This is a genomic window from Biformimicrobium ophioploci, assembly GCF_030270605.1.
Classification (GTDB): domain Bacteria; phylum Pseudomonadota; class Gammaproteobacteria; order Pseudomonadales; family Cellvibrionaceae; genus Biformimicrobium; species Biformimicrobium ophioploci.
This window is the reverse complement of record NZ_BSYJ01000002.1, coordinates 181,002-193,299: the sequence shown is the minus strand read 5'-3', so window position 1 is coordinate 193,299 and position 12,298 is coordinate 181,002. Positions and strand designations below refer to the sequence as shown.

Here is a 12,298-nt window from a genome sequence, read left to right as displayed (position 1 = left end):
TCAACGATTCCTGTAACGCGAACAGCCGGTTCAAACAGAAAAAGGGAAGCAGTTGCTTCCCTTTTCCGATACATCATCTACAAGTATGTCGCTACTTAGAATGACATACGCGCGCCGAGTACATAGCGGCGACCGTTGTCATACAGCGACATCACGCGGTCCTTGTCGGTATTGTACTCAACCACTTCTTCCGCGGTGAGGTTCACACCTTCGAATACCACACTGATGTTGTCAGTCACGGCGTAGCTTACGCTCATGTCCCACTGGCCAAAGGTGTCGTTCCACAGCTCGTCACCATTGAAGTGCAGGCCCTTGTACCACTCGGTGCGGTAGTTATACATCAGGCGCGCGCTCAGGCGATCGTCCTCGTAGTAACCGGTGAGGTTGTACATGTGCTCGGAGGCACCTTCCACCAGACCTGAACCCGGTACCGCAGCGTCGCGCATCTGGTCAGACTCGGCATCGGTATAGGTGTAGTTGGCCTGCACACCAAAGTTGTCGAAGCTGTGCTGCCAGCTCAGCTCGATACCGTTGGTGGAGCCGCCCTTGCCGTTAAAGCGCTGGGTGAAGTCCACATCCACATCGGTCATGGTCTGCTCGTCGTAACGAGACTCGGTTACCACACGGCTGCTCAGGTAGCTGTCGACATCCTTGTGGAAGAAAGTCGCCGCAAACAGTGCGCCGTCGGTGTAGTACCACTCATAGGAAGCATCGAACTGGTTGGCCAGCATCGGCTTCAGCTGCGGGTTACCCATTTCGCCTTTCGGGTCTTCCTGGTTCAGGGAGCCGAAGGACATGAACGGAGACAGCTGGTTCCAGTTCTGACGCGCCATCACGCGAGCCGCGCCAACACGCAGGATGCGGTCTTCATCCAGGTCATAGGCCAGGTTGAAGCTCGGCAGCACTTCGCTGTAGTCGTTGTCCTCGCTCACCCATGCCAGCTCGGACGGGTTCAGCCAGTCGCGATCGATGGTCTTGAAACCCCAGGAATCGGTGCTGTACGCGTAACCGCTGGAAGTCTGGGCAGTATCCACGTAGCGCACACCGAAGTTACCGCGATAGCTATCGCCTTCGAAGTCCGCCTGTACGTAGAACGCGGTGATGTCCTCTTCCACAGCCCAGTTGTTGGCCAGCTCCAGAGAGCGGGCGAAGTCAGCCGGGACGCCGTTCAGGCCTTCAAATGCAATGGTTTCCATTACATTGCGTGTCTGCTCGATCTGGTTGGTGAGGGAGCCGCTCGCCGGCGCATCTACGGAAACATTACCCGCACCGTTCAGGCCACAGTCTGCCAGGGTCGGACAGGTGTCGAAGATGTACTGCAGGTAAACCGGCCAGCCAGGTGCCAGGTCTTCGTTACCGGCAAGGGTGTTGGGGCCGTGCCAGCTGTAGACGGTGCGGCTCTGGGTACGCTCTGCCTGACGCACTTTCACACCGGACTTGATGTTGGTCACAGCACCGAGGCTTACCGGAACATCCAGGTCAAACTGGTAGAAAGCTTCTTCGTCGGTGGTCGGCTTCTCGCCACCCCAGATCCAGCCTGCACCAAACGCGCTGGCGTCAGTGGTCAAGGGATCGGTCACCACATTCGGTGAGGACAGGTTGAAGGCGTAATCTGCGGAAGTGTTTACGTATTCCCAGGAAGTCTCGCGGTAGGTACCGCCCTTCGCATCGGTTTTACCGGCTACTGCGTGAATGCTGTAGGAGTCGGTTTCATACTCAACGGTGAAGTCCACGGACTCGGTTTCTGTGGAGGAAACGCGGTTAATGAAATCGATGAAGATGTCACCGGTGCCGCTTACGCTGGACTGCAGCACATTGCCACCGGAAACGCCGCTGTTTGCAATGATGGCATCGCGGTCGTTATTCGGCAGCAGCAGGTAATTCTGGTTCTGATTGTTGGAGTCCATCTCTGAGCTGAGGACATTCAGGGTCATGGTCAGCTCGTCAGTCGGCGCTGCCTGCATGGAGGCAAACACGGTCTGGCGCTCGCGGTCCTGTTCAAACTTGGCCACGCCGATGTGGCTCGGCACCAGGTAACCGTCGTCGGCACCACGCCAGCCCAGTACTTCCAGGCCTTCACGCTGAACGCTGCGCTTCTGGTCCGCTACGGAAACCAGTACACCGAAGGTGCTGTCGTCGTTCTTCCAGGAGTACTGCCCGGACAGCAGCGGATCATTCTCGCCAGACTTCTCGGAGTACTGGCTTTCCACTGCGACGTTTACTGCGTGTGCGTCCAGGTCCAGCGGGCGGTGTGTCTTCACTACCACGGTACCGCCTATGGAGCCCTCGTCGATGGAGGCCATCGGCGACTTGTACACTTCCAGGCCGGAAATCAGGGTGGATGGCAACAGCGTGTAGTTGAAGCTGCGCGCCGGGTTGTCGAGGATAAACCAGTCTGCGGTGGCAACGGTCTGGCCATTCAGCAGGGTACGGTTCAGGTCAGGGCCCTGGCCGCGGATGGTGATCTTCTCGCCCTCACCGAACTCACGGCTGACCGCAACACCGGTAATGCGGGACAGTGACTCGGCGACGTTCTTGTCCGGGAACTTGCCCACGTCTTCCGCAGAAATTGCATCGACGACTGCGTTGGCATCGCGCTTGGTATTCAGTGCATCCAGCAGCGAGCCGCGGATACCGGTAACAGAAACTTCTTCAATGGCCTCTTGTGCGATTGCCTGGGTGGCGAGCAGCCCCCCGGCGACCAGTACTGCGGCCTGAACAGACAATGCGAGTTTGTTGCGCTTGAGCATTGGCTTCCCCTTCCTTTTCGTTCTTCGAATTGATTATTTTTTGGCTACACCCTAACAGCGTGAATGACATCGCTGTCATTTCTAATGACACCGCTGTCATCCAATCGCGAAAAAAGATACAACCTCTAATCAAAAAAAGCTACAAAATTGCAGGTATTTTTTCTTGTGCGTGCAAATTCTCTGCAGGCCGATTTCCAGGCAATCCGGTCCACGCAATATTTTCCAGAAAAAACAATGTGTTAGGTGATCACCTGATTTTGGTAGATTTTTGGGAGGGGAATCGAGCCCGCTCATTAATTGAGCAACAAGTGTGCAATTAATAAGCGGACGCTGGATCAGCCGTACGATGGCGAGCTTTACGCCTTCACTTCGACAATGCGCATGGTGTTGGTTTCGCCGCCAATATTGAGGCGATCGCCCTGGGTCAGCAGGATGCGCTCGCCCGCTTTCAGCTCGCGGTGGGCATGCATGACTTCCAGGATTGCATCGGTAAGGTGCCCGAGCGGCACTTCCGCCGGATCGAACTCTACCGCCTTGACCCCGCGCAACAGCGACAGCTGGCGAGCGACGTGCGGGTGGCGGGTCAGCGCATAGATCGGCATGCTGCTGCTGCGCCGGGACATCACCGTGGCGGTGCGACCGGACTCCGTCAGTGCGGCAATCGCGGCGAGGTTGTCCACGCGCTCGGCCACATCCAGTGCGGTCTGGGCAATCACCGTGTCGATACCACCACTTGTACAGACTTCGCGATCGCTGCGCGGGATCTTGCACTGGTAGCGCTCGGCACCCTCGATCACTTCTGCCATGGAGGCCACCGCTTCCACCGGATACTGACCCGCCGCACTCTCCGCAGACAGCATCACCGCATCAGTGCCATCCAGCACCGCGTTGGCAACGTCCATCACTTCGGCACGGGTCGGTGTCGGGCTGGTGATCATGGACTCCATCATCTGAGTCGCGGTGATTACCGGCCTGTGTAACGCACGCGCGCGGTGAATCAGCTGCTTCTGCACACCCACCAGTGCGGAATCACCAATCTCCACACCCAGGTCACCACGGGCCACCATGATGGCATCAGAAGCGCGAATCAGGTCGTCGAGGTGCTCGATATCGGCCACAGCTTCCGCGCGCTCGACCTTGGCAACAATACCGGCATGGCCACCGGCCGCCTGCATCGCCTTGCGCGCGGTGTTGAGGTCTTCCGCGGTACGCGGGAAGCTCACGGCGAGGAAGTCCACTTCCAGTTTTGCCGCCAGCTCAATATCGCGGTAATCCTTTTCTGTCAGCGCCGGTGCAGAGAGACCACCGCCGAGCAGGTTGATGCCCTTGTTATTGGACAGCATGCCACCCTGCACCACTCGGGTTTGCAAACAGCGCTCCGAAGCCTCGGTCACCTGCAGGCGCAACTTGCCATCATCCAGCAGCAACAGGTCCCCAACCTTGCAGTCCTGGATCAGGGACGGGTAATCCACATTCACCCGGGACGCGTCACCACCTTCCGCCGGGCAATCCAGGTCCAGGGAAAAAGGCGCATCCTTGCGCAATTCAACAGGTCCATCCTGAAACCTGGCAATGCGGATTTTCGGGCCCTGCAGGTCGCCGAGCACAGCAACATTGGCGCCGGTTGCGCGCGCGGCTTCGCGCACTGCGTCAACCCGTGCGGCGTGGTCTTCCGGCGCACCGTGGGAAAAATTCAGGCGTACGACATTGACGCCGGCCTCGATCATGCGTTGCAGTACGCTGGGTTTGTCCGTACTGGGGCCGAGGGTCGCTACGATTTTTGTATGGCGCTTCATTCAGTCTGTTCTGTTTTAAAAGTTGGGTAGGAATGTGTTTTTGTAATTCTTATAAAAACGGGCCCGGTTCAAATGCCGGGCCAGGTTGCGACAGGCCGCGACCAGCGCGGCACTGCCAGGCGAGCGCTTAACCGCCCAGATTTTGCACTTTCGCCATGGCGAGGCTGGTGTCGAGCATGCGATTGGAGAAACCCCACTCGTTGTCGTACCAGGCCATGACCTTCACCAGCTTGCCGTTTACACGGGTCTGGCAGGCATCGAAGTGGCTGGAAGCGGAGGTGTGGTTGAAATCGCTGGAAACGAGCGGTTTGTCGTTGTAGGCCAGCACTCCACTGCTCGCTGCGGCGGCTTTCTGCATTGCAGCGTTAACCGCTTCGACACTGGCTTCTTTTTCCAGCACCAGCTGGCAATCCACGAGGGAAACGTTGGCCACCGGTACGCGCACGGCCATGCCATCCAGCTTGCCCTGCAGCTCCGGCAGCACCAGGCCCACGGCTGCGGCAGCGCCAGTCTTGGTGGGAATCATGTTGTCGGCAGCGGCACGCGCGCGGTACAGGTCCTTGTGCACGGCATCCTGGGTATTCTGGTCATTGGTGTAGGCGTGCACGGTGGTCATGAAACCCTGCGCGATACCAAACTCGCGCTGCAGTACCTGCGCAACCGGGGCAAGGCAGTTGGTGGTACAGGAGGCATTGGAAACCACCTTGTGGGAGGCCTCCAGTTTGTCATGGTTCACACCGTAGACGACGGTCAGGTCCGCGTCTGTTGCCGGGGCGGAAACGAGGACCGCCTTGGCACCGGCCTCGAGGTGCTTGGCTGCATCCTCACGCGCGGTGAAACGGCCGGTACATTCGAATACGATATCGATACCCAGCGCGGCCCACGGCAGGTTGGCCGGGTTGGTTTCACTGCAGACCTTGATGCGGTCGTCGCCGATCAATAGCTCTTCCGCGGTATGGTCTACCGGCAGGGAAAAGCGACCATGCACGGTATCGAATGCGGTCAGGTGCGCGTTGGCATCCACCGGGGCCAGATCGTTGATGGCGACCAGTTCGATCTGGTCGCGGTAGCCGGATTCATAAATTGCGCGGGTGACATTGCGACCTATACGGCCGTAGCCGTTAATGGCAATCTTGAGTTTCATCGTTCATCCCTTGAATATTATTTTTACGGGCGCAATGACGTGCGCTGACTATTTGTTAGTACTATTTTCTAGCGATTACGGCAGCCGCTTATTTCAGCTGGCTTGCCTCAAGGGCCAGCGCCTCGATCTCGCCCCAGCGCTTTTCTGCAACGAGTTTCGCCGAGGCCATCCAGGAACCGCCAATACAGATCACATTCGGCAGTGCCAGGTACTCACCCGCATTCTTGGTGGAGATGCCACCGGTCGGGCAAAAGCGCACCTGCGGCAGTGGGCCACCGATAGACTTGAGCATCGGGGTGCCGCCCGCAGCTTCCGCCGGGAAAAACTTCTGCAGGGTGTAGCCGCGCTCCAGCAGGTACATTACTTCGGAGGGTGAGTTGGCACCCGGCAACAGCGGCACATCGGTGTTGTCCGCCGCATTCAGCAACGCCGGTGTCGCGCCCGGGCTGACCAGGAACTGGGCACCGGCATCCACTGCGAGGCGCAGGTCTTCTTCACTCAGCACGGTGCCGGCGCCAACGGTGGCCTCCGGCAGCGCTTCGGCAATGGCACTGATTGCCTGTGCCGCAGCGCGGGTGCGCAGCGTTACCTCGAGAACGGTCAGGCCACCGCGGACCAGTGCCGATGCCAGCGGCACCGCATCTTCCAGGTCCTCGATCACGAGTACCGGTACCACCGGGCATTTTTTCAGGGTGCTTTCCATTAGCTGGATTTTATTCGACATTAAAAATCTCACTTATTCTTGAATTCGGTAATTACGGTGCCCAGTAAACGCAGACGCGCACGTTCCCCTGCTGCAGCACACTGCGGATCGGCATTTCGCTCACGTCGTTGCCCAGCAGCGCTTCACGGTATACCGCCAGCTTTTTATCGCCGGTCAGTACCAGTGCGATTTTGCGGCTGGACAGAATTGCCGGCAGGGTCATGGTCATGCGCTCGACACACTCGCCTGTCACCTTGCTCTGGTGCGCGCGGATGGCCTTGCAGCGCAGGCTGCTGTCGAGCGCCTCGGACAGGCCGGCAGCGTGCGGGAACAGCGATGCGGTGTGACCGTCTTCGCCCATACCGAGCACGCAGTAATCGAACGGCGCAGGCAACTGCTGGTAACGCTCATTACAGGCCGGCTCGCCACTGAACACGCTGACAGCGGAATTCTTCATGCCCATCAGGTGCGCGCTGGCGGCTTCGTGCTGGATCAGGTTTTCACTGATAAAGCGCTCATTGCTGAGTTCACTGTCGGCTTCCACCCAGCGCTCATCCACAAGCGCCACATTGATGCGATCCCATGCCAGCGGGCGCTTGGACAGCGCCTGGTAAAGCGGCCTCGGGCTGCTACCGCCGGACGCGAGCAAGGTTGCCACGCCACGCTGGTTGACACCGCCCTGCAGGGCCTCGGCGCAGTGATCCGTCAGGCGGCTGAACATTTCCTCGCGCGAGGAAAAGAATTTTTCGTCTACCACGGGTTCCAGAGCTTCTTGCATGTCGCTTTCTCAGCCTCTCGCAACAGTCTTTAAAGGTTTTTCCAGGCGCGTCCATCAAGGCGCATCATGTCCTCGGCCGCCTTGGGCCCCCAGCTACCGGCGCGGTAGAGGTTGGGCTGGTCGGCAACTTCGTGCCAGTGGCGGATAATCGGGTCGACCCATGCCCAGGCCGCCTCAACCTCTTCGCGGTGCAGGAACAGCGCCGGGTTGTCCGCGGCGACATCCAGGATCAGGCGCTTGTAGGCATCACTCTTGAAGCTGCCATAGGCATCGGCGAAATTCAGGTTCAGGGATACCGGTTGCAGCTCCATTTCCAGCTTGTCCAGCTTCTTGGCGGTCAGTACCAGCTGAATGCTTTCCTCGGGCTGCAGGCGGATGATCAGGCGGTTTGGCTGTACCGGACCGGCAGACTGGTCGTACACACGGTGCGATACCGGCTTGTACTGGATGACGATTTCCGCCATGCGCTTGTGCATACGCTTGCCGGTGCGCAGGTAGAACGGCACCTGTGACCAGCGCCAGTTATCGATATGCGCGCGCAGGGCCACAAAAGTCTCGGTGCGGCTGCTGGACTGCCCCAGTTCCTCCAGGTAACCAGGCACCAGGCGCTTGTCGAGCTCACCGGCCACATACTGGCCGCGCACGGTATTTTCATCCACACCCGCGTCCACCAGCGGACGCAGCGCCTCGAGCACCTTGATCTTTTCCGCGCGGATATTCTTCGCACTCATCTTGCTCGGACTTTCCATGGCGATCAGGCAAAGCAGCTGCAGCAGGTGGTTTTGCACCATGTCGCGCAGTGCCCCTGCTTCGTTATAGAAGCCTGCGCGGCCCTCGAGACCGACGGTCTCCGCAATGGTAATCTGGATATGGTCGATGGTCTGCGCATCCCAGAGGTGCTCGAACAGCACGTTGCTAAAACGCAGCGCCATCAGGTTCTGGACGGTTTCCTTACCAAGATAGTGATCGATGCGGAAAATATTCTTTTCCGGGAAGAACTCCGCAATGCGGTCATTGATCACGCCGGCGGACTCACCGTCGTAGCCAATGGGCTTCTCCACCACCACACGTGACAGGTCATTGACCAGCCCGGCGCGCGACAGGTTCTCGCAGCAGTGGCCGTAGATAGCCGGCGGAATTGCGAGATAGAAAACACGAACGCGGTCTTCACCCGGCATCAATTCTGCCAGTGCCTGCCAGTTGGCATTGAACTCACGGATATCCAGCGTCACAGGGTGCACACGCTGCATAAAGGCCTCGACGGCCTCCTGGTTGTACTCTTCCGCACCAAGATACTCTTTCAGCGCGTCGCGGGCTTTCTGCGGGTATTCTGCATCGGCACCTTCGCGGTGGGATGTGGCAATTACGCGGGTATCGCCGGGCAGGTTACCCTCGCGACAGGCGCGGTAGAGTGCCGGCAACAGTTTGCGCAGTGCAAGGTCGCCTGCGCCCCCAAACAACACTATGTCAAAAGCGTTCATTGTTGGCCCTTAGCCTTTGTTACGCGGGCTGGCCGCGTCATCGGATTCTGAAGAAAAGAGAATGCTTGCACCGGACTCCGCCTCGCTGGCGCCAGTGCGCAACCGCGCAAACAGTTCGCGGCCCATACCGAAATTGTTGGGGGTCAGGTCTGCCGTCGCGGGCTGGCGATCTGCCAGCTCGACTTCAGACAATTCAACAGCCAGGGTGCCTGCCACTGCATCCAGCGTGAGCATATCGCCGTCGCGTAGCCTGGCGATGGCACCACCGGCTACGGCCTCGGGACTCATATGGATGGCGGCGGGCACCTTGCCCGAGGCACCGGACATACGCCCATCGGTGACCAGCGCCACCTTGAAGCCGCGGTCCTGCAACACGCCCAGTGGCGGCGTGAGCTTGTGTAGTTCCGGCATTCCGTTTGCGCGCGGCCCCTGGAAGCGGATCACCGCAATAAAGTCTTTTTCCAGCTCGCCGGCCTTGAATTTGTCGAGCAGTGCGTCCTGGCTATCCAGCACGATTGCCGGTGCACGGATCACGCGGTGATCTTCTTTCACTGCAGACACCTTGATAACGGAACGGCCCAGGTTGCCCTGCAGCAGCTTGAGGCCACCTTCGGCCGCGAACGGGTCCACCGCCGGGCGCAATACTTCAGTGTCTGCAGACTCCTGCGGCGCCGCGCTCCAGAAAACTTCGTCTTCACCCTGCAACTTCGGTTCCTCGAAGTAGGCTTCCAGGCCGCCTTCGCCCATCACGGTATTGACGTCAGTGTGCAGCAGGCCGGCACTGGCGAGCTCGCGGGTCAGGAACGGCATACCGCCCGCCGCGTGGAAGTGGTTGATGTCTGCCATGCCATTCGGGTAGACCCGGCACAGTAGCGGTACGGCAGAAGAAAGCTCGGCCATATCGCTCCAGTCAATCAGGATGCCTGCAGCGCGGGCCATCGCAATCAGGTGCAAGGTATGGTTGGTGGAACCACCGGTTGCCAGCAGCCCGACAATACCGTTGACGAACGCGCGCTCGTCCAGTATCTCACCCAGCGGCTTGGCGGTACCGCGGTCGATGGTATTCACCAGCTGTGTCACGGCTCGCTTGGTAAGCGCTTCACGCAGCGGCGTGTTGGGGTTGATAAAGGCACTGCCCGGCAGGTGCACACCCATGATTTCCATCAGCATCTGATTGCTGTTGGCGGTGCCATAGAAAGTACAGGTACCCGGGCTGTGGTAGGAGGCGCTCTCTGCCTGCAACAACTCCGCACGCCCCGCTTTACCCTCTGCATAGAGCTGGCGCACACGCGCTTTCTCACTGTTTGGCAGGCCGCTGGTCATGGGGCCCGCCGGCACAAAAATGCCCGGCAGATGGCCGAAGGAAAGGGCCCCGATAATCAGGCCTGGCACGATCTTGTCGCACACGCCGAGGTACAGCGCCGCGTCGAACATATCGTGCGACAGTGCAACCGCCGTGGACATGGCAATCACATCGCGGCTCAGCAGGGACAACTCCATGCCTTCGCGACCCTGGGTAACGCCGTCACACATCGCCGGCACGCCGCCGGCTACCTGCGCGGTTGCACCGCAGGCACGCGCGGCTTCGCGAATTTTTTCCGGATAATTTTCGTAGGGCTGGTGCGCCGACAACATATCGTTGTAGGCAGTGATCACGCCGAGGTTCGGCGCCTGGCCGGCGGCGATGAGATCTTTATCAGACTGGGAACAGGCTGCGAATCCGTGGGCCAGGTTACCGCAGGACAACCGGGTGCGGGTGCGCCCGGTGGCAGAGGCAGCGCGCAGCCGCTGCAGGTAATCGCCCCGAGTGTCTGCACTGCGTTCGCGAATCCGGTCGGTTACTGCCGCCACCAAAGCATTCAACATCGTTCTACTATGCTCCCATCACACCCTCGGGTGTCTTGTCTGAAAATTCATTGCCGCCGTTTGCCCGCAGGTATTCGGCCAGCTGTTTTGTGGAGGCGTCGAGGCCGTCAAAGTCGGCGCCGGCAAACCTCTGCTCGAGTTCCGCTGCCAGCCCCTTGCCCAGCTCCACACCCCACTGGTCAAAGGAGTAAATCTGCAGGATCACGCCCTGGACAAAAATCTTGTGTTCGTACAGCGCGATCAACGCGCCGAGGCTTTCCGGTTCCAGGCGATCCAGCAGGATCGTGGTGGAAGGCCGGTTACCCGTGTGCACCTTGAATGGCGCCAGCGCATCAACCTGCTCGCGCCCCAACCCCCGGGCATGCAGGTCCCTGCGTACTTCTTCCACACTGACGCCGGTCATCAGCGCTCGGGCCTGAGCCAGCATGTTGCATAGCAGCCGCTGGTGATGCCCGGGCAGCTCATGGTCCGCCTCCACAGTGCCGATAAAATCGGCCGGCACCACTTCCGTCCCCTGATGCAGATACTGGTAAAAGGCATGCTGACCATTAATACCCAGCTGCCCCCAGATCAGTGGCCCGGTCCGGTAATGTGCCGCGGACCCATCCCTGGTCACGGACTTGCCATTGCTCTCCATATCCGCCTGCTGCAGGTACGCCGGCAGCAGGTGCAACTTCTGGTTGTACGGTAATATCGCGTGGGCCGGATACCCCAAAAAACTACAGTTCCAGAGACTGATCAGACCCATCAGTACCGGTGCATTGCGAGCCAGCGGCGCCTCGCGAAAATGCCGGTCCATGACCGCCGCGCCGGCAAGCAACCGCTCAAAGGCCTCAAACCCGAGCGCCGCCGCAATCGGCAGGCCGATGCTGGACCAGAGCGAGAAGCGTCCGCCAACCCAGTCACCAAACGAGAAGATGTGCTCCGGCGCTATACCAAAGGCCTTTGCCTTTTCGGTATTTGCCGTAATCCCCACAAAGTGCTTCGAAAGCACCTGTTCCCGCGACGCCCTGCCGGCATACCAGCGCAGGACGCTTTCGGCATTGGTCAGAGTTTCCGCCGTGGTGAATGTCTTGGAGGAAACTACAAACAGCGTGGTTTCCGGGTCCGCCTGCGCGAGGGCCGAAGCCAGTTCGACCCCGTCCAGGTTGGAGACAAAATCCACCGTCACCGGGCCCGGCTGCGCGAGCGCTTCCACGACCATTTGCGGCCCTAAATTGGAGCCGCCAATACCAAGACAGACCAGTCTTGTAAATTTTTTACAAGAATACCCGCTCACCCCACCTGAACGCAAGCGCGAGACGAAGCTGCGAACCTGTGCCAGTTCGGCGGAAACCCGCGTGGATACTGCGTCACCGGCGGATCCGGGCGCCTGCTCACGCAGTGCGGTATGCAGTACCGGCCGCCCCTCGGTGGCATTGATCGGCGCGCCGGAGAACAGCTTGTCGCGCCAGTCCGCCAGATCACAGGCATCCGCCAGCGCCAGCAGCGCAGCCAGATCAGGCTCATCAATCAGGTTTTTGGAGAAGTCCAGGAGCATACCCGGCAGGGACAGCGAGTATTTCTGCGCTCGCTGGGGGTCGATTTGGAAGAGGTCGGCGACGCGCCTGCCGCGGACGACAGCGGCGCGCGCCTCAAGGATCTGCCACTCCGGCAGACTGGTTACATCCATGTAGTCACCTTGTTATTTTTTTACAAGTTTTGGCTGCAGCTACCCCGTAAAGGCAGGTATTTTCCGCAGTGATTATTGTTTCTCGATTATTTTTTGCGCGAATCGCGC

General features: G+C 59.5%; 8 protein-coding genes. All 8 read right to left on the bottom strand.

Features of this window, described 5'->3' with window-relative positions:
• Positions 1-95: 95 nt before the first annotated feature.
• The 8 genes from QSJ80_RS04280 to pgi all read right to left on the bottom strand — a co-directional run bounded on the left by QSJ80_RS04280 (position 96) and on the right by pgi (position 12,190).
• Positions 96-2,750, bottom strand: a complete 2,655-nt coding sequence (locus QSJ80_RS04280) for a TonB-dependent receptor (protein ID WP_285763066.1) — start codon at positions 2,748-2,750, stop codon at positions 96-98.
• A 356-nt stretch (positions 2,751-3,106) separates the two neighbouring features.
• Entirely contained in the window at positions 3,107-4,546 is a 1,440-nt protein-coding gene (gene pyk, locus QSJ80_RS04275; RefSeq protein ID WP_285763065.1) for a pyruvate kinase, read from the bottom strand.
• A gap of 127 nt (positions 4,547-4,673) precedes the next feature.
• Positions 4,674-5,690, bottom strand: a complete 1,017-nt coding sequence (gene gap, locus QSJ80_RS04270) for a type I glyceraldehyde-3-phosphate dehydrogenase (RefSeq protein ID WP_285763064.1) — start codon at positions 5,688-5,690, stop codon at positions 4,674-4,676.
• A gap of 88 nt (positions 5,691-5,778) precedes the next feature.
• Positions 5,779-6,414 (bottom strand): bifunctional 4-hydroxy-2-oxoglutarate aldolase/2-dehydro-3-deoxy-phosphogluconate aldolase, encoded by a 636-nt coding sequence (locus QSJ80_RS04265; RefSeq protein ID WP_285763062.1) that lies wholly within the window; start codon positions 6,412-6,414, stop codon positions 5,779-5,781.
• 31 nt (positions 6,415-6,445) lie between these two features.
• The gene (gene pgl / locus QSJ80_RS04260; RefSeq protein ID WP_285763061.1) at positions 6,446-7,171 is read right to left on the bottom strand and encodes a 6-phosphogluconolactonase; all 726 of its coding nucleotides are present in this window, start codon (positions 7,169-7,171) and stop codon (positions 6,446-6,448) included.
• 29 nt (positions 7,172-7,200) lie between these two features.
• On the bottom strand, positions 7,201-8,652 hold the full coding sequence (gene zwf, locus QSJ80_RS04255; protein WP_285763060.1) for a glucose-6-phosphate dehydrogenase: 1,452 nt from the start codon (positions 8,650-8,652) through the stop codon (positions 7,201-7,203).
• Between the two features lie 9 nt (positions 8,653-8,661).
• The gene (edd, locus tag QSJ80_RS04250; RefSeq protein WP_285763059.1) at positions 8,662-10,518 is read right to left on the bottom strand and encodes a phosphogluconate dehydratase; all 1,857 of its coding nucleotides are present in this window, start codon (positions 10,516-10,518) and stop codon (positions 8,662-8,664) included.
• Between the two features lie 7 nt (positions 10,519-10,525).
• A complete protein-coding gene (gene pgi, locus QSJ80_RS04245) occupies positions 10,526-12,190 on the bottom strand; it encodes a glucose-6-phosphate isomerase (RefSeq protein ID WP_285763058.1) in 1,665 nt (554 codons plus the stop codon).
• Between the last annotated feature and the right edge of the window lie 108 nt (positions 12,191-12,298).

What these genes read in the sequence shown, in the direction of transcription:
- pgi (WP_285763058.1), bottom strand. Translation starts at nt 12,190, where the DNA reads ATGGATGTAACCAGTCTGCCGGAGTGGCAGATCCTTGAGGCGCGCGCC.
- edd (WP_285763059.1), bottom strand. Translation starts at nt 10,518, where the DNA reads ATGTTGAATGCTTTGGTGGCGGCAGTAACCGACCGGATTCGCGAACGC.
- zwf (WP_285763060.1), bottom strand. Translation starts at nt 8,652, where the DNA reads ATGAACGCTTTTGACATAGTGTTGTTTGGGGGCGCAGGCGACCTTGCA.
- pyk (WP_285763065.1), bottom strand. Translation starts at nt 4,546, where the DNA reads ATGAAGCGCCATACAAAAATCGTAGCGACCCTCGGCCCCAGTACGGAC.
- gap (WP_285763064.1), bottom strand. Translation starts at nt 5,690, where the DNA reads ATGAAACTCAAGATTGCCATTAACGGCTACGGCCGTATAGGTCGCAAT.
- QSJ80_RS04280 (WP_285763066.1), bottom strand. Translation starts at nt 2,750, where the DNA reads ATGCTCAAGCGCAACAAACTCGCATTGTCTGTTCAGGCCGCAGTACTG.
- QSJ80_RS04265 (WP_285763062.1), bottom strand. Translation starts at nt 6,414, where the DNA reads ATGTCGAATAAAATCCAGCTAATGGAAAGCACCCTGAAAAAATGCCCG.
- pgl (WP_285763061.1), bottom strand. Translation starts at nt 7,171, where the DNA reads ATGCAAGAAGCTCTGGAACCCGTGGTAGACGAAAAATTCTTTTCCTCG.